Raw genomic sequence first — 24,536 nt, 5'->3', positions numbered from 1 at the left:
CGCAATTTGTATCTATTGTATTGATTTCACATTTTTTCTACATAAATTGCACTTTTAGAAGATATCCATATTTTTGAAATCATAGAAAAACATAAATAATGAACACATTTTTTCACAAATTTGAAGTGCGTTGGAGTGATTTAGATGCCAACATGCACTTGGCAAATACGGCTTACGTAGCCTATTGTGCACAGACGCGAATGGCGTTTATGAATAAACATCGAATTGGAATGCGAGAATTGAGCAAATGGGGGATAGGTTCAGTGATTTTGCATGAGCGATATTCGTTTTTCAAAGAGATGTATATGGGGCAGGAGGTGATAGTAAGTTTGGAATTGGATGGGATATCAGATGACGGAGGAATTTATCGATTTATTCACAAGTTTTATCTACCAGACGGTACGCATTGTGCGACAGCCGAAGCAACAGGAGTTTGGATAGATATGCGAGCTCGTAAATCCACGATTCCGCCTTTGGAGATGGTTGAGGTAATCCATCAAGTAAAAACGTTTAAAACGAAAGTTTTAACCAAAGAAGATATTAAGGCGTTGCCATTTCCAAACGAGTCGATAGATCCGGCGGAGTTTAAATAAAAAAGCAGTCATTTATGACTGCTTTTTTTGAGGCATCTAGCGGATTCGAACCGCTGTAGACGGTTTTGCAGACCGCTTCCTAGCCACTCGGACAAGATGCCTTTTGTATAAGACATTGCAAATGTAAGTAATTATTTTTGATTGCAAAAATTATTTGAGATTTTTTAATTTATTTTTCACTTGAAAATATACAAAAGCATTGATAAAGAGAGTGTATAAACAAAAAAAGCAGCCGATAAGGCTGCTTTTTTGTGTTATAGTGTGAGATTATTTTACTAATCTTACTTCAGTACGTCTGTTGTTTGCACGTCCTGCTGCAGTAGCGTTTGTGTCAACTGGTTTTGAAGAACCAAAACCTTCTGAAGTCAAACGGTTAGCAGAGATTCCTTTAGAAATCAAGTATTCTTTTACTGCATTTGCACGGTTTGCAGACAATGGTTGGTTGATTTTATCAGAACCAGTGCTGTCAGTGTGACCTTCGATTGCAAATTTAGCGTTAGGGAATTCTTTCATGATTTCAGCCATGCTATCCAATACTTTGTACGAACTTTGTTGGAAAGTAAATTTACCTGTGTTGAAAAGGATTACTTTTCCGTAGTCGTTCAATTTTTTGATAGTTTCAGCTTTTACTTCAGGACATCCTTTGTTTGAAGCAGGTCCAGCTACTGAAGGACATTCGTCGTCTTTATCTGGCACTCCGTCTCCATCCATATCTGGCCAAGGGCATCCTTGGTTTTCTTTTGGACCTGGAGTAGTAGGACATTTGTCTTCGCTATCAGGCACTCCGTCCTTGTCTGTGTCAGGGCATCCTTTGAATTTTACTTCTCCAGCTACTGTAGGACACTCGTCTTGGTGATCTGGCACTCCGTCTCTGTCAGTGTCAGGACATCCGTTAAATTTAGCCACACCTGGAACTTCTGGACATTCGTCTTGGTGATCTGGCACTCCGTCTCCGTCAGTATCAGGACATCCATTGTACTCAGCTTTACCTGGGAAGTATGGACATTCGTCTTTGTGATCTGGAATTCCATCTCCGTCAGTATCAGGACATCCGTTAAATTCTTTCAATCCTTTTACTTCTGGACACTCATCATATTTGTCAAGGATTGCGTCTCCGTCAGTATCTTTACCTCCAAAACGGAATGAAACTCCTACAATGTGTTGTAAGTGAGAAGGTACGTCAAGGTTCAATACTCTAGTGTCTTCTAATTGGTGTTTGTAAGTAGAAGAAGCAGATAATCCGATGTTTTCAGTTACCCAAAAAGTAACTCCTAATCCTCCACCTACGTGACCTGACGATGCTTTTCCTAAGAACGTGTAACCTCCGCCAACAAATACAGATGGGTCAAACCATCCTTTCAAAGTACCAAAGCTGTACTTGATTTGTCCGTCAACTCCGTAGTACATCAAATTTGTAGGTACTAAAGTTCTAGTTCCGCCTGTGTAATCTACAAATCTTTCCAATCTGTTTACAGATCCTGTAACTCCTACTGAAAAGTTTTTGTAAACACTACGTGATACATTCAAAGTAGAAACTGAAGGCAAAATGCTCCAATTGTCTGTTTGAAAATACTGCCCCAATTGGTGTCTAATATCGCTAGCAGTACTAACGCGAGCACCATCTAAAGCATTCATCCCCACAGTTACTGACCATGGTTGATCTGCATTTTGTGCTTGAGATGTCATTCCTGACATCAACAATACCGCAGATAAAACTTTGTTTAAATGTTTCATATATTATTATTTTTTACATTGAATAATGTTATCCACAAAGGTAATGTATTGATTTTAATCTGCAAATTTTTTTCTAAAAAAAGAAAAAGCCTTTGGTTTTTTTAACAAAAAAAACTGCTTAATCGTTGATTAAACAGTTTTTTTGGTTGTCTATTTTATTCCAAAGCCTTTGAATTGTCTTTTTTATTAATATCTGCCATTAATTCTGAAGGGTCGATAATCAATTGTTTGATTTTTTTTCCTTTGGTATTGAATGTGTGTGTAAAAGTTGGGTGTGCCCAATCCCATCCTTTCAAAATGGTTCTCGAAATTTCTGGTGTTGGGTTGGCTTTTTCCCATCGCATCAATGTATTTGGTATGTAAAATGACTCCATGCTTCCGTCCTCATATTCTACGTACAAATCAATAGGCATAGGCATTTTTTCTATTCGTTCCAAAGTAAAGCTCGCTGTGTTTTCTTCTTGTTTTAGTTCTTTGATAGCATAGTCTATTGTATTTGTAGTTTGTGTCCAATCAACTAAATACCAATCTAAAATTGCTCCTGAAACTCTTTCTGCTGTACGCTTGAAATCGTTCGGTGTTGGGTGTGAAAATTTGTAATCGTGGTAAAAGCGTTTTAGCGTTTTCATCGTATTGTCCCAACCGATTACATACGCCAATTGCGTGATGAAAACCGCTCCTTTGCTATAGGCAGAAATGCCGTAATTCATATTGTCATCGTAACGATCTGCATGGGTTGATAATGGATTTTGATGTTCTTTTTTCACCATGTAAAAATAACTGTTATAGTTGCTTCTAAAAGGGTTTTCATCTTCTTGCAAATCTTTTTCCAATACCGTTTTTACAGCAAAATCTGAAATAAACGTTGTAAAACCTTCGTCCATCCATTCGTGTTTGCTTTCGTTGGTCGCCAATAGATGTTGAAACCATTTATGAGCCAACTCGTGTGCAGTTACTCCTACCAAACTTGGCAATGAACGTTTTCCTGTAATCAAGGTGCACATAGCATATTCCATTCCTCCGTCACCACCTTGAATTACCGAATATTGTTTGTAAGGGTATTCACCAATGGTTTCGTTAAAGTATTCCAACAATTTTACAGTTGCTGGCTGTAATTCTTTCCAGTTTTTTACGATTTCTCGATCTCTTTTGTATAAGAAGTGCAATTCTACTCCGTTGGGTCCCATAAGTTTGTCGTGGATAAAATTATCGTCAGCACCCCAAGCAAAATCGTGTACATTCGGTGCGACAAAATGCCAAGTCAAAGTTTTTTGTTTTTTAGGAATCGAAACTTTTACTCCTGCATCTTGGTATCCGTGACCGATTTCGTTTTTGTTTTGTAAATATCCTGTAGCACCTACTGTATAGTTTTTGTCTAAGGTAATTTTTACATCAAAATTTCCCCAAACTCCGTGAAATTCACGCCCAATATACGGGTCGGCATGCCATCCTTCAAAGTCAAATTCCGCCATTTTTGGATACCATTGTGACATAGACAATGCAACACCTTCGGCAGAATTTCTTCCTGCACGACGCACCATTACAGGTACTTGTCCATCAAAGGTCATATTGAATGTAGTCTTTGAATTTGGCAAAATTGGTTTTGCTAAATCAACTTCCAAAATAGTTCCTACTACTTTGGTTTTTACCTGTTCGCCATCTTGTGTAAGTTCTTTTACTTTGATATAGCCAATTTCGTTGGGTTTCAATTGAGAAATTTTACTGATTTTTACCTGTTCGCCATCGCCACCTTTAAACGATTTTACCATACGTTTGTCTGGGTCGGCAATGGAGGTAAGACGCACGTCCATTTCGCTTCCAGGTTGAAACGCATTGAAATACAGGTGATAAAATACTTTTTTCAATGTATCAGGCGAATTGTTTGTATATATCAATTCTTGTGTACCTGAATATTGAAAATTTTTTACATTCATCTGTATGTCCATTTTATAATCAACATGTTGTTGCCAATATCCTGGATTTGGGTTGTTGTGTTGAGCCCATGTGATTGATGAAATCAACGAGAAGAAGATGATGATTTTTTTCATATTTTAAAAAAATAAAAAAAGTTGTCCAAAAGTAAAAGTATCACTTTTTAGACAACTTTTGTTGTATTAGGTTGATTATTTTTTAGCGTTTACTCTTCTTTCAGCCAAAATCAATGCGTTGTAAAGGTTTACAATCGTACCAGAAGTAGAGATGTCTTTGAAGTTTCTCTTGTCGTTTTTGTCTCCAGAAACGATTACTTTACCGTCGATTGCGATACCCGATTCTTTCATGATTTCTTTTACTTCCCAAGCTTTTAAAGTTGGATAGTACGAGCGAATCATTGCTGCAACACCTGTAGCATTTGGCGATGCCATAGAGGTACCTTGCAAATATTTGTATTCACCCTCTGGAGCTGTAGCATAGATTTTTACACCAGGTGCAAAAACGTCCACATCTACATTACCAAAGTTTGAGAAGTTGGCTACCATTCCTTCTCCGTATTTTGGGTTCAAAGCACCTACCAATATAAAGTTTGGAGCAATGTTGATTTTTGTTAGAATGTTACGGTCGTTTGGAAAGCGGTCAATCGTTTCTTCACCGTTCAAATCCAAAGCGTCATTTCCTGCTGCCATTACAAGCAATACATCGTTTACTGCAGCATATTCGATAGCGTCATACACCCATTCTGCATGAGTTTCGAAATATTTACCAAAACTTCCGTTGATTACTTTTGCTCCGTTGTCCACAGCATAGCGGATAGCCAACGCGATGTCTTTGTCGTATTCGTCACCGTCTGGCACCGCACGCAACGACATGATTTCTACATTGTCATTGATGACACCATCACCACCTTTGTCATTACCTCTTTTTTGAGCAATAATACCCGCTACGTGAGTACCGTGCAATGCGTGTTCTGGTTCTCCATACACATCACCGTCACCGTAATATTTATCTCTAATATCTTCAACATTATCATTTGATTTTCTACCGTTGAAATCCAAGTTTAGATAGTATTTTGAATACATATCAGCTTGTTTTTCAATAGCTTCTACGATAGAAACGTCTCTACCATTTTTAAATAAACGTTCAAAAAGAGTTTTAGCCTCTTTCAATTCGTCTGTAGAGGCGTTTACTTTTTCCAAGTCAGCCAATACAAAATCTTTTTTACCTGTAGCTTTTACAAGTAATTCGTAAGAGTTTCTAAATTGGTTTGCACTCATTCTCAAAGGTACCAAATTGGCTTTTTCCTCTTCCATTTTCTTTACAGCACGTTGGTACTGTGCAGTTCCGTCGTCACCTTTTTTCAAGATACGAGTAAACTCCATGTTTTCTTCGTTAGTACCACCCAAAGGATTCCATCCGTGTACATCGTCGATGTATCCGTTGTTGTCGTCATCGATACCATTTCCAGGAATTTCTTTTTTGTTGGTCCAGATAGTGTAGTTCAAATCTTCGTGGTGAATATCGATACCCGAGTCGATTACCGCAACAACAACTTTTGAACCTTTTTTACCTTTGATCAATTCATCATACGCACGGTCAACAGACATACCTGGTACAGAATCTCTGTGTAAGTCCAAGTGTGACCATCTTTGCAATTGCTCTTCTGGTAAAGCAGTTTTTTTACTTGCAAAATACGACGGCATTGTCAGCAATTCTTTGTCAGCAATTCCTAATTTAGTAGTTTTTGATTCGCAAGCAGTTGCACAACAAGATGTTTTCTGTGTCGTTTTACAGCTTGCTAAAGCCATTGCCAAAGCGGCAGATAAATAGTAAACTTTTTTCATTAAAGATAATAATTTTGATTCAAAGCGTAAAGATAATAAAAAAAAATGAGTTACATCTTTACATAAAATTCCTTTGTCAAATTTTTGTAGAGTTCTGTATATTGATGACGGCTTTCTTCGATGATCAATTCTTCGATGATTGGGTCTATATTTTCTCGTGAAAAAGCCAATAGACTTCGCTTGATTTCCGATTGTTCCGTTCCTTTTACGCGTGTAATTTTAAAGGGGAATAAATCGATTTCTTGGGCGTAAGTAATCCATTTTTCTTCTTCTTTATAGGGGATAATCAAAGCTAAAACACCAGATTCTGAAAGCAGGGCTTCTGCACAAGTCAATAGGGTGTAGTGAGGTAAACTTTCTTCAAATCGAGCCAAATTTCTTGTAGCATCGTCCGAAAAATAGTTTTCCGAAAAAAACGGCGGATTGGAAACAATCAAATCGTAGGTTTCTTCTTCAAAAAACTCGTCGGTAAACTCTTCCAAGTCGGCGTGGTAGCAGAACAAACGGTCGTTCCAAGGGCTTTGTTCAAAGTTTTTTACACATTCTTCATACGCCGCTTCTTCGACTTCGATAGCGTCTATTTGTGCGGCTTCACTTCGTTGAGCCAACATCAAGGCAATCAGTCCAGTACCTGCACCAATGTCTAAAATGTTATAAGGATCATGGTCGATGGGTGTCCATGCTCCTAATAAAACACCGTCTGTACCCACTTTCATAGCACTTTTTTCTTGTGATATGCTGAATTGTTTAAAGTTGAATTTCATAGATATAGTAATTAGAAATTAGTAAAAAGTAAATGGTTGTATTAATGAGAAAAATAGCATTATTCAAAAAGATGACTCAACTAATACAGAATACAACCATACAATATACAATATAAAATTGTTTGTTTTTAAAGCGTTTTCACAAATTCCTCATACCATTCTTTGATAATAGGCGAAATTTCCATTGCTAAATCTTGAATGGGCTGATAAAACAAAGACGCATTAATCTGCTCTTTGCTAATCAGAAAATGATTGAGGTTTATTTTTTCAAACAAATTTAAAAGTACCGAAAGTAGCAAAACCATTTTCAAGCCTTCGAATGTGGCACCAATCAATCGGTTGAGCCAGCCCATGTGTAGGGTTCGCAGGGTTTTTACAGCAATTTTTTCAATGATAAACACCAATAAAATAGTACCGATAAAAGTGAGTGCAAAGGCAAAAACAGGCAAATATTCTCTTTTCCATTCGGTGTGATTTTCCAATAAAGTCTGAGTGAAAAACGAAAATTTTACCGAAACATAAATCCCTAAAAACAAAGCGATAAAGGTCAAAATTGCTGAAATTCCTCCTTTCTTAAAACCTTTGTACATGGCGTATCCCAACAAACAACAAATAATTATATCGATAAAATGCATGACTACTTTTTTGCAAAGATAGGAATAAAATCAACTCTTTTTTTATAGAATAAAAAAGTTTTTTATTGTGATTGTCAGTTGTTTACAAGAAATTCTTTTGTAAATTAGAATTATTTTATTAACTTTGTTTTATGAAAAATATTCTATTGATTTTTTGTGTGTTATTTGCTGTGAAACAAGGATATTCACAGTTTGATATTACTATCAAAACGACCGCAAAGTTGCAAGAACAAAAGGTTTTTGTGTATTCCTTTGAGGGGAGTAAGGAAATGTTTTTGACTTCGGCAGAAAGAAAGGGAAATGAATGGGAAATAAAAGTGCCTGAGCGATATATTGGGGCTATGAAATTGTATTTTCCAACGGTGAAAAAAAATGTGCGAATGATTTCGGAAAATCAGCCGATAGAAATATTTATTCACAATGAGGCAGGTGAATTTTCTAAAGTTGAATTTAAAGATACATCTAATCGATTGTTTAATGAATTTCAATTGTTGAGTACACGAAAAAAACAAACATTGCCTTATTTGGAAGAGTTACTCAAGCAATATCAACCAGAGGATGAGTTTTATCAATCGCTAAAAAAAGAACGAGATTATTTGTCAAAGGGCATGTCGTTTGGCAAAGTTGAACATCCGTATTTGTATTATTATCAAGAGGTTTTGCCTTATGCAACGGATAGTAGTTTTTTGCTAAGCGATTTGATGAGGTTTTTCGCAACGCCCGATGGACGATTTGAAAATTCGGGATTGGTCAGACCGATTGTTTCCAATTTTATGAATAAAATTTCAAAGTCCAATCCAGTCAAAGATATTGACGATATGCTCGAATTGGCGGATGTAAATTCCAATCGTGGGCAAGTGATTTTAGCGGAATTGCTCAGTATTTTTCACTTGTATCAATTAGACGATTTAAAACATCATTATTTACAAAAAGCCGCAGCTATGTCGTGTAGCAATCAACTGTTGGAACAAACGGTTTCGGGCTTGAAAAAAGTGGAAATCGGAGCAAAATTTCCCAATTATACATTTACCAACAACGCTCTCAATGCCAAAGTAAAAAGTATAGCTGAGATAAAAGCCGATAGAAAATTGGTGTTTTTTTGGTCAACGACTTGTAGCCATTGTATGACCGAGTTGCCAGTAATCGTAGAAAACTACAACAAACTAAAAACAAAGGGGATAGAAGTCATCGGAATTGCATTGGAAGACGAAAAAGCAAATTTTCATAATGTAGCCCAATCCTTACCATGGATTAGCGATAGCGAAATCAAAGGGTGGAAAGCCGAAAGCGTACAGATATTTAGCATTTCAGCCACGCCTACTTTCTTTTTGCTCGATGAAAACAACACAATTATCCGTACTACCAATTCGTTCATAGAGTTTTTAGACACCATATAGATGAAAAAAATAGAAACACAATATACCATAATACTATATGTCTTTATTGTTTTGGTAACGGTGGTTGTGTATGTAATCGCAAGTAAAGAAGGAGGAAATCTACCATCGACTATGCTCCTACCTTCGCTGATAAATTTGTTAGCTTTTTTGTTGTTTTACAAATTGGATTTGAAAATTACTGACAAAAAAGAATTAGAAATCAGCTTTGGTATAGGGATTATCAAAAAGAAAATAGCATTAGATAAAATTTCTGTTGTCAAACTGCAAAATATACCCTTTTGGTATGGAGTAGGAATACGAGTTACTCCAGACGGAGATACGCTTTACAATACACGCTGGGGAAAAGGAGTGCTTTTGCGAACCAAATCAACAAAAACTTTTTTGATAAGTGTAAATGATATTGAAAATTTTAAAAAACAAGTAGAACGCCCGTAGAGCAAACGATCAAAATGAGACCAGAAGAATTATACAAATATTTTTTAGCAGTAGATGGAATATCTACTGACACACGTACAATCACATCCGATTGTATGTTTTTTGCATTGAAAGGTCCAAATTTTGATGCCAATCAATTAGCGGAAGAAGCCCTAAAAAAAGGGGCGAAATATGCCGTGATGGACAATCCCAAACTCATCACCGATAGCGAAAAAATGCTACTCGTACCTGATGTGTTGACAGCTTTGCAGGGATTGGCAAGTTATCACCGTCACCAAATAGGACTGCCTATTATTGCCCTTACGGGAAGCAACGGAAAAACCACAACTAAGGAGTTGATTCATGCGGTATTGTCAAAAAAATACAATACCACAGCTACAGTAGGCAATCTCAACAATCACATAGGAGTGCCATTGACATTGCTTTCGATTTCAGAAGAAGCAGATTTGGCAATTGTAGAAATGGGAGCTAATCATCAAAAAGAAATTGAGCAGTTGTGTGAAATAACCTTGCCTGATTATGGATATATTACCAATTTTGGTAAAGCTCACCTCGAAGGTTTTGGCGGAGTAGAGGGGGTAATCAAAGGAAAAAGTGAGTTGTATGATTATCTGAGAGAAAACCATAAAACCGTTTTTGTCAATGCAGACGATACTTTGCAAGTAGAAAAATCAATTGGAATAGATGCAGTTTCGTTTGGAATAAATAATCCATCGGCAAAAGTAATAATCAAAGAAGCAACGGCTCAACCCATGGTAAAAGTGGTCTATAAAGGAAAAGAAATCCAATCACAATTGACGGGAAAGTACAATATATCTAATATATGTGCGGCAATTGCAATTGGAGAGTATTTTGGAGTTGCCCCAGAGGAAATTCAATCGGCGATTGAGGAGTACAAACCCAAAAACAACCGTTCGCAATGGATGACCACAACAAATAATAAATTGTTGCTCGATGCCTACAATGCCAATCCGAGTAGTATGGCGGTCGCAGTAGAAAATTTCGCTCAATTGTCCGCCGATAACAAAATGATGATTTTGGGCGATATGTTTGAATTGGGAGTAGAAAGTGAAAATGAACATCTTTTGTTGGTAGAAAAAGTGAAACAGACACCATTGTCTTGCTATTTTGTAGGAAAGCAATTTTATCAAATAAAACAGGAAAGTGAAAATTTACAGTTTTTTGAAGATTTCGATATCTTGAAAAAATATTTAGAAAATGAAAAAACAAGTGGAAAAACGATTTTAATCAAAGGTTCTCGAGGAATGTCTTTGGAGCGATTGATTGACTTATTGTAAAGACTATCCTTTTTTTATATAAGATATCCACTTGGGTATAATTCAAAATTTAAGTAAAAAAACAAATAAGTTTAAGAGCATCCTTATACATTAGAAGTTTAAAACACTTGTTGTGTGTTTTTCAAAAAACGATAAAAATATTTGGTCTGAAAATATAGAACAAAAAACATTAATCATTTGTTGTAGATGAAATAGCAGTTGTTAAATTAAATAAAAAAAAGACACGAAGGCTGTTTTTTGAAAAAAACGGCAAGATTGTTGATGTGTCGCCTACCTCTTTTCTAGGTAAGTGAAGATACATGTTGTATTATTTTTTTAAAACAAAGAAATAAAAAAAATAAGCAAAAAATATAAAGAACCTAATTAGGTTAAAAAATATATAAAAAAATAGTTACCTTTATAGTAAGATAACTATACGGTATAAAAGATGAAATTGTTTTTCTTTACTAAAGAGTCTGTTACGTAAGAAGAATTGCTGATTATGAGTGAGGCAAAAAAATCTTTTCTAAACAACTCTCGGGTTGAGACAAATAGTGAGTCACCTGTTGTGCATTATGAAATAAAATAAAAAAAGTTGTTCATTTAACTGAAATTCAGTATATTTAGTTCGCTAAAACAAATAAAAAATGAACAACTTAGAGCAAATATACGAAAGAATTTTAGAAGTTTTAGAAGATTTTTTTCCTCATCAACTTTTACCTTATCAAAGGAGAAAGCCAAAAATGAGTGATTTAGAATTGGTGAGTTTAAATTTAACAGCAGAATATTTAAGTATTGATAGTGAATTACAACTCTTTAGAAAAATACCTAATTCTTTGAAAAACAAAATAGAAAGAAGTGTTTATAACAAAAGAAAACGAAATCTTTTTTATTATATAAATCAGATTAGGGAAAAACTTGCAATGTGTTTTAATAGAGAGGAGAGTTATTTTGTAATTGATAGTATGCCTTTGAAAATATGTGAAAATGCTAGAGCAATGAGAAGTAAAATTTGTAGAGACGAAAGTTTTTCATATCCTGATTATGGTTTTTGTGCTAGTCAGAAGTTACATTATTTTGGATATAAATTACACATAATCTGTTCAATAGAAGGTATTGTACAAAGTTTAGATATGACTCCAGCATCTGTTCACGATGTTCATTATTTAAAAGATGTTAGTTCTCAAATTCAAAATTGCGTTTTGATTGGTGATAGAGGTTATATATCGTCACAATATCAATTAGATTTGTTTAACACTGCTACTATTCAGTTAGATACACCTAAAAGAATAAATCAAAAAGATTACAAACCTCAATTTTATTTATTCAAAAAGAAGAGAAAAAGAATCGAAACTCTATTTTCTCAACTTTGTGATCAATTTATGATTAAAAGGAATTATGCTAAATCATTCAACGGTTTTAAAACACGAATTATCAGTAAAATAACTGCTTTAACCTTAATTCAATACATTAACAAATTTGTATTAAAAAAGGAAATAAATAAAATTAAAGCAAGTATAATTTAAAATGCACAACGGGTTGAGTCTTTTATTTTAATTAATTGTTTAACTAAATTTTTTTTATGCAAAAAGAAAAATTATTTTTGAAAAGGCAGTTTAGATGGTTGTACGCCATAGTGCTCTTTTTCTGTATGTCTGCATTTTCTTTTGGGCAAAACGGAGGAACAATAGGCGGCCCGAGAACGGCCACCACCCAGTGGAGGTTCTTATGGAGCGTGGCCTACTTTGTTGGTAAATGAGGACAACTCTCCTACGCCAAGTGCTTGTGGAGATCCAGACACCTATACAGTTACAGTGCGAAACGGAGGTACGGCTTGTTCGTCTGCTAAGCTGAAAGTAATCTTGCCAGGAGGGTTTGTTTATGAGCCAAATTCTGTAAGTGTTTCTCAAAACACTATCGGAGCTACGGCTACTTACGAATCATATACAGGGCAAGAGCTTACAATTGCTTTAAACATACCGCAAGCAACTTCTACAGTAGGAGCTCAAAACTTTAAGGTGTCGTTTAAGGCAAAGGCAAACTGCGAAACGATTGCAACCGCATCAGTCGCACCAGACCAAAAGCCAAAGATGACCTATCAGTTGCTTTTGGATAGTTGTGCTGGAGGAGCTACTCAAAATCAGTCTGGTTTTGGTCAGGCAATCAATGTAAATTTTGCAGTTTTGCAAACTACGGTTACTCCTGCTACTTCTGTAAAACCAGTAGGAGCAGAGATCGAGCGTACCATCAAGGTAAGAAACACTGGAAATGGGACTTTAAAAAACTTTAAAGTAAAAGCTACTTTAGGAGCGGGCCTACAATTGATTTCTACAGCTACTCCTACAGTTTCAGGTTGGACGGTAACGTATTCAAATAATGAATATACCTTTGCTGCCCAAGGTGCAACATCTTTAGCCCCAGGTCAAGAGGTGTCTTTTACAAGAAAAGTAAAAATCAATTCTTGTGAAAACCTTACAGAAAGCTATGAGGCTGTTTATGGTTGTGGTACTGTGTATCAAGAGTGTACTTATCAAGGGCAAAACAACGCAAAGGTAAATGTCCAAAACTCTATCGATACCACGGTAAGACCTAAGGTGGTGATACATAATAATTGGTCAGAGTCGGAAGCTAATGGTTCAAGACCTGCTAATAGGTATTGTTTAGATACAGATTATTATCGAATTTTTAAAATCGAAAATGAAGGACAGGCTACTGCTCTGAATTATAAATTTACGATTTGGACGATAGGCGATAATGCAAGTTTTTCTACTTTCTTCTATGATCAGTACGAATTGTCTGAAAATGAGAATTTCTCAGGGGCTACTATTCAGACTGATGCACAGAAAGAGTACCATACGCAACAAAATGCAAGCTTGACAGGTGCTAACGGAAAAGTTAGATCGATGGTTGTCACGATTCCTACGATAGAGCCTGGTAAAATCTATTATTTGAGATTTAAGTTGCGTAACAACAATTATTTGTCAACTGTTGCATGTGAAAACAAACCAAATATATTCAATCTTGGTTACGTACAAAGAGTAGCAACCTATCAAAGTGCCAATACTTGTGGGGCAGCTATAACATATGATGGAGGAAATAGAACGACGCAGTCAGCCGTAAATAATTATTATGGTCTGACACATGAGTCGTCGTTTTCGGCTGTTCATGGTCAGGAAATTCCTGTAAAATTACGTTCGAATATTTATCATAGTCCAGGAAATTCAAAAGCAGGCGACTATTTTGAAATAGTGGTAGAAACCTCACCATCTTTAGACATTACTACAGGTAGTATGCTTCTTACAAAGTCTAATGGAGGTGTGTTTGCAAATACTACAATGAGTGGTCCTGAAACTGGAACAAATGGCTCAAAAATATGGCGTTATAAAATTCCTTATGCCGGAGAGTTGGACGCTCGAGGAGGTGTTTTCCAATTCAAAACTACTTATACCTGCTCTGAAGAAGCTTGGTACAAGGTGCATACCGAGATAAAGAGAAGTTATGGTTGTGAAGACTCAAATCCAAATCTTTTCAAGTCACCTTGTACAACAGTCAATCTGATTCCTACAGGATGTTCTACTACTTGTGAAAAAGGAGGGATTCAGTTGGGCGAAGCCAAAGCGATGCGTTTGGATTTAGGATATAAATCACCAACTCCAGACGATAGCGGAAAGCCAGTTTATCCTTTACAGACGGTAGATCCAGCAGTAGATGATATCAACGGAAATATTTTCCATGTGTTAGATAGAGTAGAAATCAGTCATAAAGGAAAAGTTGTTTATGGTTCAGATTCGCCTACTACTGAATGGAAAAAAGGTCGTTTCGAATTCGATATGCCTGATAATCTGACAGAAGGGTCTAGTACAGATATTTCTACTATTGTTTTGGAAAATAGTGGTAAGTTTGAGTTGAAACGAGGCGGACAAACCTATGTGGTAGAAAATTTACCTTTGACGATCACAGGCAATAAAGTGAGTTTGGATTTTGACGCAACTACTTTAGGTTTAAATAATGGTACAATTACACATTTCTTGGCCGATGACGAGCTGAGAGCTTCGTTGGTAATCAAGCCAAGAAATATGAATGTTACTGTACCAACTACTCGTACGTTTAATCCAGAATTTTATTTCTTACATGAGCAAGACGGAGAGAAATATCAATGTGGAGCAAAACAAAAAGTAAATGGAGTGTATGTAATATCTCGTGTTACTTTTAATGTTTATAATTATACATCGGCAGGAAGCAAGTTAATTGATTGTCGTGTGCTGAATGGAAAACCAGGAGGTACTGGAGATAATGCCATCAATTCGCCAGGTGTTGCAGCTCATATTATATTGAATGGAAATGGGAATATGAATGCAGCCTTTAACAACGAAAACCGTCAATTTGTACAGTTCAAAAAATTGAGGGTTTCGGTACCAGAAGGATTGACTATGACAGGTATGCGTATGGCAGTATCAAATCAAGGAACGAGTTCAATTACTCATGCTCAGTTACCTCAATCGGTGGTAACCTTACCTACTCCAGTGAGTGGTCAAGATTATGACTTTGATTTACAAGAGATATTGAAAGAAAAGTTCAATGTGCCTTCGCTCAATATAGATGAAGGGGTCTCTATGTATTTGGTTCCTGAGATTCGCAAAAATTGTAATAGTCAACCAGAAGAAGAAATTAAATTAAATCTTATTTGGTCGGGTACAGCTACAGAAACGAATTTTGGTAATAAGGCATATTACGAAGTAGAGGATCAAATCACCAATAAAGAGGTGAAGATTAAGTATTTGTTGGATGTGGATAAATTTACAAGTAATGTTGTAGATGCTGATGCTGTATCAAATACAGAAGAGTTGAAATGGGTGGTACGCATACAAAATGTTTCGCAATTCCACACTTTCAACAAAGTTTGGTTAGGTTCTCAAGACTTGAATATTACTTCGGTACAAGAGATAAACGGACCAACAGTAGGATCAGCTACTATAGGTGCTGAGTTGACAAAAGTAAATGGAGTGTATCAAATAGGAGATATTGGTACCAATGTAAACAAGTACTATTTGGTAAAAGCAACCAATACACAATGTGAAGACGGAAATGCAAATATAATTGTAGGAAATACTTGTGAAGAATACCCTACTGCAGTTTCTGAAACAGCGTGTAAAGCAGTGAAAATACCGGTAACTTTTACAAAAACTACGGCTGGTTTGCAAACGTCTTTTGTTATGCAACCCGATGCTGCAAATAGAGCAAAACTTTGTGATCAATTGACTTTTGAGGTAGAAATAAACAACTCAGGACAAGGTTTAGCAAAAGATATCAAAGTACGAATTCCTTTAGGAAATGCCGAAGGATTAGACTTTGTTGCTGGATCTGCTTATCATTCAGCAGTGTTTTCTACAGGAGTACAAACTTCAGATCAACAGATTTCAGATGCAAATGTAGCTGTTACAGCTTCGGATATATTGATTACTTTACCAGCTACTGTTCAGCTAAATTCAGCACAAAAGGTACGAGTGAAAGTTTCTTTGTCATTGAAAGACGATTGTTCGTTCCGTTCAGGACAAAGAATCGGATTCTATCCAAAAGGTAAAAACTATTGCGGTAGTGATATAGTTGCCATTACAGGAGCTATTAGCAATCGTGTGGTAATCGAAGGAGCACCTTCGGACGAACCTATTTTACAAGTAAATCAAGAGGTAGCAAAAGTTCTTTATGCAGAAACCGTAGGTGGCCAAGTTAAAGGAAAATATACTTTCCAATTTACTAATACAGTGCAAAACGCAGTTTATTATCCATTGACAAGTGCTTATAGAATTGCAATCAAATTGCCTACAGGTTGGTCGTTTGATACGCCTCAAACGGTTTTTACAGGGGCAAATGCTGATAAGGTTCAGTACGAATCACATGATCAAGGATCGAATACTTATGTGTATAAATTTATAGGAGATCTTATACAAGGACAATCGTTGCTTATTCAAGAAGCAGGTTTAACTTACGATCATGTAAACAATCAGATAGAATGTGTTGATTTGAAAGGTCTGGGTTATTCGGTGTATTCTGAATTCCAAATACCAAGTTCTTCGTGTACTTCAACAGTAAATTGTACTATCAAACACTTGGTGTTGCAAGAAGATACTCCGTTTGTTCTTACATTCCCAGAAATGAATCTGCAAGCAACAAAAGAATATTGTAGTACAGATCATCCAAAAGTTTCAGATCTAACGGCTTTGTTGAATACCAACAGAATCGTAAAATGGTATACTTCTCCTACAGGAGGAACTGCTTTGGATGAAAATACACCTTTGCAAGCAATAAAATACTATGCAGCTTGGAAAGACGCTTTATTGGGTTGTGAGTCTGAAAGAAAAGCGATAACTATTAGCCTTAAAACAACAGCTCAACCAGTAGCACAAACTACACAAACATTCAACTGTTCGGCTACAGTAGCACAATTGCAGGCTACAGGAACAGCTATAAAATGGTATAATGCACAAGGACAAGAGGTAACAGGTACAACACCACTTGTTTCAGGTACTTATTATGCTACTCAAACAATAGACGGTTGTGAATCTGAGAAGAAAGCTATTACGGTAAATATCGTGAGACCAGTAGCACCAGTAGCAGATGCTACACAGACATTCTGTTCAGGAGCTACAGTGGCAGATTTGACAGCAACAGCAAATCAAGTAGGAGCGACTCTTAATTGGTATGCAAATACTACAGATACTACACCATTGGTAGCAACAACTGCTTTGACAAATGGAACAGTTTATTATGTAGCAGAAACGTTTAACGGATGTGAGTCACAAAGAGCACAGGTAACGGCTGATGTAAAAACAGTAGTAGCCAATGCAGGAGTAGACCAAGCTTCTACAGTTACTTCGTTTACAATGGCGGCAAATCAACCAGCAGCAGGCGAAAACGGTCAGTGGTCGGTAGTAAGTGTAACGGATGTAAATGGAGGAACTTTAGCAACTACGGAGGTACAGATTGCAGATGCTACTTTATACAATACGCAAGTAACGATTCCAGTAGGGGCTACTGCAGAATTGAAATGGACTGTAACAAATGCAATGCCTTGTACAGCTTTTGATACGGTAGAAATAAAATCTACAGGAAGTATCAATGCAGAAGATGATATTGTTCAGAATCCAGTAAACGGAGCCAATGGAGCAACAGGTGTTGTAAATGTATTGACAAACGATACGAAGAATGGAACACCAATTACTAATCCATCAGAAGTAACGCTTACAGTAGTAACAGAAGCGACACCTATCAACGGAGGTTCTGTACCTTCATTGAATCCTACAACAGGAGAAGTATCGGTACCAGCAGGAACACCAGCAGGTAACTATACGATAACCTATAAAATCTGTGTACCAAGTACGAGTATTTGTGATACAGCAACTGTAACTGTGCCAGTAAGAGCGGCAGAGATCAACGCTGTAAACGACGATTATACAAGTACACCAGTAAATGGAGCAAACGGAGCTACATTAGGAAATGTATTGACCAACGATACTTTGAATGGAGCAACGGCGACTATAGATAAGGTAGCTATCACGGTGGTAACAGGAGCTACGCCAGCTACATCAGGAGCTAGCGTTCCAGAGTTGAATCCATCAACAGGAGAGGTAAGCGTACCAGCAGGAACACCAGCAGGAACTTATACTATAGATTATAAAATTTGTGAGCAGTTGAATCCATCAAACTGTGATACAGCAACTGTAACAGTATTGGTAAATACAATAGATGCTCAAGACGATGTAGTACCTACACCGGTAAACGGAGCAGATGGAGCAACGAATGTTGTGAATGTATTGACCAATGATACGAAAGACGGAGGTTCAATTACTGATCCATCAGAGGTAACGCTTACAGTAGTAACAGAAGCGACGCCAATCAATGGAGGATCAGTACCTACATTAGATCCATCAACAGGAGAGGTAAGTGTACCAGCAGGAACACCAGCAGGTAACTATACGATAACCTATAAAATCTGTGTACCAAGTACGAGTATTTGTGATACAGCAACAGTAACTGTACCAGTAAAAGCGGCAGAGATCAACGCTGTAAACGACGATTATACAAGTACACCAGTAAATGGAGCAAACGGAGCTACATTAGGAAATGTATTGACCAACGATACTTTGAATGGAGCAACGGCGACTATAGATAAGGTAGCTATCACGGTGGTAACAGGAGCTACGCCAGCTACATCAGGAGCTAGCGTTCCAGAGTTGAATCCATCAACAGGAGAGGTAAGCGTACCAGCAGGAACACCAGCAGGAACTTATACTATAGATTATAAAATTTGTGAGCAGTTGAATCCATCAAACTGTGATACAGCAACTGTAACAGTATTGGTAAATACAATAGATGCTCAAGACGATGTAGTACCTACACCGGTAAACGGAGCAGATGGAGCAACGAATGTTGTGAATGTATTGACCAATGATACGAAAGACGGAGGTTCAATTGCCGATCCATCAGAGGTAACGCTTACAGTAGTAACAGAAGCGACACCAATCAATGGAGGACCAGTACCTACGTTAAATCCATCAACAGGAGAGGTAAGTGTACCAGCAGGAACACCAGCAGGTAACTATACGATAACCTATAAAATCTGTGTACCAAGTACGAGTATTTGTGATACAGCAACTGTAACTGTGCCAGTAAGAGCGGCAGAGATCAACGCTGTAAACGACGATTATACAAGTACACCAGTAAATGGAGTAAACGGAGCTACATTAGGAAATGTATTGACCAACGATACTTTGAATGGAGCAACGGCGACTATAGATAAGGTAGCTATTACGGTGGTAACAGGAGCTACGCCAGCTACATCAGGAGCTAGCGTTCCAGAGTTGAATCCATCAACAGGAGAGGTAAGCGTACCAGCAGGAACACCAGCAGGAACTTATACTATAGATTATAAAATTTGTGAGCAGTTGAATCCATCAAACTGTGATACAGCAACTGTAACAGTATTGGTAAATACAATAGATGCTCAAGACGATGTAGTACCTACACCGGTAAACGGAGCAGATGGAGCAACGAATGTTGTGAATGTATTGACCAATGATACGAAAGACGGAGGTTCAATTGCCGATCCATCAGAGGTAACGCTTACAGTAGTAACAGAAGCGACACCAATCAATGGAGGACCAGTACCTACGTTAGATCCATCAACAGGAGAGGTAAGTGTACCAGCAGGAACACCAGCAGGTAACTATACGATAACCTATAAAATCTGTGTACCAAGTACGAGTATTTGTGATACAGCAACTGTAACTGTGCCAGTAAGAGCGGCAGAGATCAACGCTGTAAACGACGATTATACAAGTACACCAGTAAATGGAGCAAACGGAGCTACATTAGGAAATGTATTGACCAACGATACTTTGAATGGAGCAACGGCGACTATAGATAAGGTAGCTATTACGGTGGTAACAGGAGCTACGCCAGCTACATCAGGAGCTAGCGTTCCAGAGTTGAATCCATCAACAGGAGAGGTAAGCGTACCAGCAGGAACACCAGCAGGAACTTATACTATAGATTATAAAATCTGTGAGCAGTTAAATCCATCAAACTGTGATACAGCAACTGTAACAGTATTGGTAAATACAATAGATGCTCAAGACGATGTAGTACCTACACCGGTACATAGTGGAAATGGAGCAACGAACGTTATTAATGTATTGACTAACGATACTAAAAACGGAGGATCAATTACCAATCCATCAGAGGTAACGCTTACAGTAGTAACAGAAGCGACGCCAATCAATGGAGGATCAGTACCTACATTAGATCCATCAACAGGAGAGGTAAGTGTACCAGCAGGAACACCAGCAGGTAACTATACGATAACCTATAAAATCTGTGTACCAAGTACGAGTATTTGTGATACAGCAACTGTAACTGTGCCAGTAGCACCAAACACAGTAGATGCTAAGAATGACATCAATAATACATTTGTAAACACAGCAGTAAGCGGTAATGTTTCAACAAACGACGAAGATCCACAAGGAGATGAGTTGTCAAGCTTTGAATTGTTGACTTCATCAACACAAGGAGGACACAATTTAGTATTCGATGTAGACGGAACATATACCTTTACACCTGCAAACAACTTTACAGGAACAGTAGTTTACGAATATAAAGTATGTGATAATGCAACAGTACCGGCATGTGATACAGCGACATTAACAATCGAAGTATTGCCATTGCCAGTAGCAGGAGTAAACACAGTAGTAGCAAACGATGATACAGCAGTTACGACGAAAGATGTAGCAGTAACAGTAAATGTTAAGGCAAACGACTTCGATCAAGAAGGAAATACATTCACAGTAACTGAGGTAACTACACAACCTACGAACGGAACAGTAGTAGTAAACCAAAATGGAACGATTACTTATACACCTTCAGCAGGTTTTGTAGGAACAGATTCGTTTGTATATGAAATTTGTGATAACGGAACACCACAAGCATGTGATACAGCTACAGTAACAGTAGAAGTAAAAGATGTACCAGCGGGAGTGAATGTAACAATCGCTAACGATGATGTGTTCAACGGACCACAAAATAATGTGATAACAGGAAATGTATTGACAAACGATACAGATCCAGAAGGACACGCTCAAACAGTAACAGGAAATACACAACCATCAAATGGAGTTGTAGTAATGAATCCAGACGGAACATTTACATACACACCAAACAATGGATTTGTAGGACCAGATCAGTTTACGTATGTTAAATGTGATAACGGAACACCACAAGCATGTGATACAGCAACAGTATACATTGTGGTAAGTCCAAACACAGTAGATGCTAAGAATGACATCAATAATACATTTGTAAACACAGCAGTAAGCGGTAATGTTTCAACAAACGACGAAGATCCACAAGGAGATGAGTTGTCAAGCTTTGAATTGTTGACTTCACCAACACAAGGAGGACACAATTTAGTATTCAATGTAGACGGAACATATACCTTTACACCTGCAAACAACTTTACAGGAACAGTAGTTTACGAGTACAAAGTATGTGATGATGTAACACCAGTACCGGCATGTGATACAGCGACATTAACAATCGAAGTATTGCCGTTGCCAGTAGCAGGAGTAAACACAGTAGTAGCAAACGATGATACAGCAGTTACGACGAAAGATGTAGCAGTAACAGTAAATGTTAAGGCAAACGACTTCGATCAAGAAGGAAATACATTCACAGTAACTGAGGTAACTACACAACCTACGAACGGAACAGTAGTAGTAAACCAAAATGGAACGATTACTTATACACCTTCAGCAGGTTTTGTAGGAACAGATTCGTTTGTATATAAAATTTGTGATAACGGCACACCTCAGGCATGTGATACAGCTACAGTAACAGTAGAAGTAAAAGATGTACCAGCGGGAGTGAATGTAACAATCGCTAACGATGATGTGTTCAACGGACCACAAAATAATGTGATCACAGGAAATGTATTGACAAATGATACAGATCCAGAAGGACACGCTCAAACAGTAACAGGAAATACACAACCATCAAATGGAGTTGTAGTAATGAATCCAGACGGAACATTTACATACACACCAAACAATGGATTTGTAGGACCAGATCAGTTTACGTATGTTAAATGTGATAACGGAACACCACAAGCATGTGATACAGCAACAGTATACATTGTGGTAAGTCCAAACACAGTAGATGCTAAGAATGACATCAATAATACATTTGTAAACACAGCAGTAAGCGGTAATGTTTCAACAAACGACGAAGATCCACAAGGAGATGAGTTGTCAAGCTTTGAATTGTTGACTTCACCAACACAAGGAGGACACAATTTAGTATTCAATGTAGACGGAACATATACCTTTACACCTGCAAACAACTTTACAGGAACAGTAGTTTACGAGTACAAAGTATGTGATGATGTAACACCAGTACCGGCATGTGATACAGCGACATTAACAATCGAAGTATTGCCATTGCCAGTAGCAGGAGTAAACACAGTAGTAGCAAACGATGATACAGCAGTTACGACGAAAGATGTGGCAGTAACAGTAAATGTTAAGGCGAACGACTTCGATCAAGAAGGAAATACATTCACAGTAACTGAGGTAACTACACAACCTACGAACGGAACAGTAGTAGTAAACCAAAATGGAACGATTACTTATACACCTTCAGCAGGTTTTGTAGGAACAGATTCGTTTGTATATGAAATTTGTGATAACGGCACACCTCAGGCATGTGATACAGCTACAGTAACAGTAGAAGTAAAAGATGTACCAGCGGGCGTGAATGTAACAATCGCAAACGACGATGCGTACAATGGGCCACAAAATAATGTGATCACAGGAAATGTATTGGCTAACGATACAGATCCAGAAGGACACGCTCAAACAGTAACAGGAAATACACAACCATCAAATGGAGTTGTAGTAATGAATCCAGACGGAACATTTACATACACACCAAACAATGGATTTGCAGGACCAGATCAGTTTGAGTATACAATCTGTGATAACGGAACACCACAAGCATGTGATACAGCAACAGTGTATATTACAGTGAGTCCGTTTACAATTGAAGCGAAAGATGATTGGTATATTTCATTTGACGGTCGTATAGGAGGGGTTACAGAAATTAATGTAGTAAACAACAACGACTTGTTAAATGGAGAAGCGATTGAGTTTGGAGCAGCAGGACAACCAATGGTAGTATTGACTCCAGGAGAATCGCCAGTACCAGGTAAGATTACGATGGATCCAGATACAGGAATCATTACAATTGATCCTACGGTAGCAGCAGGAGTTTATGCGTATCCGTATACAATCTGTACGAATACAGCACCGGTAAGCAACTGTTCGTCGGCTGTGGCTTATGTGGTGGTAGATTTAGCACCGGCAGATGTAACCATCGAATGTGGTGAAGACTATCCAACAGATGCGGCAGAATTTGGAGATGCAGACAACGCACCATGTAGAATCGACGTATCGACGATTACTTACGAAGATGTAGTTGTTGAAGATAAGGAGAACTGTACAGGTAAATCTATTTACAGAACATGGACAGTGGTTGACAGCTGTGGAAACGAGCGTCAAGTAACTCAAGAGATTACAGTTGTAGATACAGTAGCACCAACGTTTGTAGAAGCATTGCCACAAGACGTAACAGTAGAGTGTGATGCAGTACCATCGGTTCCAGTATTGACTGTAGAAGATTGTTCAGATGTAGAAGTAGTGTTTGAAGAAGTTCGTAAAGATGGAAATTGTGCAAGCAATTACACATTGAGAAGAACATGGACAGCTACTGATGCATGTGGTAACCAAGCAGTACATACACAGGTAGTAATAGTACAAGATACTACCGCACCGGAGTTTGTTTCTACCTTACCAGCGAAAGAGATCTTTATCAGATGTGAAGATTTGAAAGAAGCTGAGAAATTAGAAGCTAAGGACAACTGTGGAGATGTTACATACTCAATCAACGACGAAGTAGTACCAGGAGAATGTGTAACGAAATACGCGATATTACGTACATGGACAGCTACAGACGAGTGTGGAAACTCTATGAGCTATACTCAGACAATCAACTTGTCATGTCCAGTAGAGATTACCAATGTGGTAACGCCAAATGGAGACAAATTGAACGACTATTTGGTATTGGATGGTATAGAGTGTTATCCAGGCAACCGAGTAGAGATCTACAACAGATGGGGAGTATTGGTATATGAGACAGATAACTATAACTCAAAAGGAAATGTATTCGAGGGATACTCAAACGGACGAGTTACGATATCACAAGGCTCAATGTTACCAACAGGTACTTACTACTATGTAGTTAAATACGCGTTAGACTTGGGTAACGGTGAGGTTTATAACATAGACCAAGCAGGATTCATCCACTTAGAAACCAAATAA

11 protein-coding genes and 1 tRNA gene are annotated in these 24,536 nt (G+C 37.6%); 6 read left to right on the top strand and 6 right to left on the bottom strand.

The annotated features are described in order from the left end of the window. Positions 1 to 98 precede the first annotated feature (98 nt). Positions 99 to 593, top strand: coding sequence for an acyl-CoA thioesterase (locus AB4865_RS01720; RefSeq protein WP_372474010.1), 495 nt, complete (start codon positions 99 to 101; stop codon positions 591 to 593). Between the two features lie 30 nt (positions 594 to 623). On the opposite strand, the gene AB4865_RS01715 is transcribed toward AB4865_RS01720, so the two are convergent. The 6 genes from AB4865_RS01715 to AB4865_RS01690 form a co-directional block, all read right to left on the bottom strand. Beyond that, positions 624 to 694: transfer RNA gene (locus AB4865_RS01715), tRNA-Cys, on the bottom strand. 166 nt (positions 695 to 860) lie between these two features. Further along, a complete protein-coding gene (locus tag AB4865_RS01710; protein WP_372474009.1) occupies positions 861 to 2,327 on the bottom strand; it encodes a thrombospondin type 3 repeat-containing protein in 1,467 nt (488 codons plus the stop codon). Positions 2,328 to 2,482: 155 nt separating this feature from the next. Further along, the gene (locus AB4865_RS01705) at positions 2,483 to 4,375 is read right to left on the bottom strand and encodes a M1 family metallopeptidase (RefSeq protein WP_372474008.1); all 1,893 of its coding nucleotides are present in this window, start codon (positions 4,373 to 4,375) and stop codon (positions 2,483 to 2,485) included. 75 nt (positions 4,376 to 4,450) lie between these two features. Continuing rightward, positions 4,451 to 6,103, bottom strand: coding sequence for a S8 family serine peptidase (locus AB4865_RS01700; protein ID WP_372474007.1), 1,653 nt, complete (start codon positions 6,101 to 6,103; stop codon positions 4,451 to 4,453). 50 nt (positions 6,104 to 6,153) lie between these two features. Beyond that, positions 6,154 to 6,867: a tRNA1(Val) (adenine(37)-N6)-methyltransferase gene (locus tag AB4865_RS01695; RefSeq protein WP_372474006.1), complete on the bottom strand. Its 714-nt coding sequence runs from the start codon at positions 6,865 to 6,867 to the stop codon at positions 6,154 to 6,156. A gap of 128 nt (positions 6,868 to 6,995) precedes the next feature. Continuing rightward, complete coding sequence (locus AB4865_RS01690; protein WP_372474005.1) at positions 6,996 to 7,502, bottom strand: CvpA family protein; 507 nt, start codon at positions 7,500 to 7,502, stop codon at positions 6,996 to 6,998. A 131-nt stretch (positions 7,503 to 7,633) separates the two neighbouring features. Between AB4865_RS01690 and AB4865_RS01685 the strand changes: the two genes are divergently transcribed. The 5 genes from AB4865_RS01685 to AB4865_RS01665 all read left to right on the top strand — a co-directional run bounded on the left by AB4865_RS01685 (position 7,634) and on the right by AB4865_RS01665 (position 24,536). Beyond that, the gene (locus tag AB4865_RS01685; protein WP_372474004.1) at positions 7,634 to 8,899 is read left to right on the top strand and encodes a TlpA family protein disulfide reductase; all 1,266 of its coding nucleotides are present in this window, start codon (positions 7,634 to 7,636) and stop codon (positions 8,897 to 8,899) included. Beyond that, a complete protein-coding gene (locus AB4865_RS01680) occupies positions 8,900 to 9,334 on the top strand; it encodes a hypothetical protein (RefSeq protein WP_372474003.1) in 435 nt (144 codons plus the stop codon). Positions 9,335 to 9,348: 14 nt separating this feature from the next. After that, complete coding sequence (gene murF, locus AB4865_RS01675) at positions 9,349 to 10,632, top strand: UDP-N-acetylmuramoyl-tripeptide--D-alanyl-D-alanine ligase (RefSeq protein WP_372474002.1); 1,284 nt, start codon at positions 9,349 to 9,351, stop codon at positions 10,630 to 10,632. Between the two features lie 626 nt (positions 10,633 to 11,258). Further along, complete coding sequence (locus tag AB4865_RS01670; protein ID WP_372472445.1) at positions 11,259 to 12,137, top strand: IS982 family transposase; 879 nt, start codon at positions 11,259 to 11,261, stop codon at positions 12,135 to 12,137. A 219-nt stretch (positions 12,138 to 12,356) separates the two neighbouring features. Further along, complete coding sequence (locus AB4865_RS01665) at positions 12,357 to 24,536, top strand: Ig-like domain-containing protein (protein WP_372474001.1); 12,180 nt, start codon at positions 12,357 to 12,359, stop codon at positions 24,534 to 24,536.

Origin of the sequence: Capnocytophaga sp. ARDL2 (assembly GCF_041530365.1) — a bacterium.
GTDB lineage: Bacteria > Bacteroidota > Bacteroidia > Flavobacteriales > Flavobacteriaceae > Flavobacterium.
Note: the sequence above shows the minus strand (reverse complement) of the source record. Positions and strands in the feature narration are given on the sequence as shown.

What these genes read in the sequence shown, in the direction of transcription:
- AB4865_RS01720 (WP_372474010.1), top strand. Translation starts at nt 99, where the DNA reads ATGAACACATTTTTTCACAAATTTGAAGTGCGTTGGAGTGATTTAGAT.
- AB4865_RS01710 (WP_372474009.1), bottom strand. Translation starts at nt 2,327, where the DNA reads ATGAAACATTTAAACAAAGTTTTATCTGCGGTATTGTTGATGTCAGGA.
- AB4865_RS01705 (WP_372474008.1), bottom strand. Translation starts at nt 4,375, where the DNA reads ATGAAAAAAATCATCATCTTCTTCTCGTTGATTTCATCAATCACATGG.
- AB4865_RS01700 (WP_372474007.1), bottom strand. Translation starts at nt 6,103, where the DNA reads ATGAAAAAAGTTTACTATTTATCTGCCGCTTTGGCAATGGCTTTAGCA.
- AB4865_RS01695 (WP_372474006.1), bottom strand. Translation starts at nt 6,867, where the DNA reads ATGAAATTCAACTTTAAACAATTCAGCATATCACAAGAAAAAAGTGCT.
- AB4865_RS01690 (WP_372474005.1), bottom strand. Translation starts at nt 7,502, where the DNA reads ATGCATTTTATCGATATAATTATTTGTTGTTTGTTGGGATACGCCATG.
- AB4865_RS01685 (WP_372474004.1), top strand. Translation starts at nt 7,634, where the DNA reads ATGAAAAATATTCTATTGATTTTTTGTGTGTTATTTGCTGTGAAACAA.
- AB4865_RS01680 (WP_372474003.1), top strand. Translation starts at nt 8,900, where the DNA reads ATGAAAAAAATAGAAACACAATATACCATAATACTATATGTCTTTATT.
- murF (WP_372474002.1), top strand. Translation starts at nt 9,349, where the DNA reads ATGAGACCAGAAGAATTATACAAATATTTTTTAGCAGTAGATGGAATA.
- AB4865_RS01670 (WP_372472445.1), top strand. Translation starts at nt 11,259, where the DNA reads ATGAACAACTTAGAGCAAATATACGAAAGAATTTTAGAAGTTTTAGAA.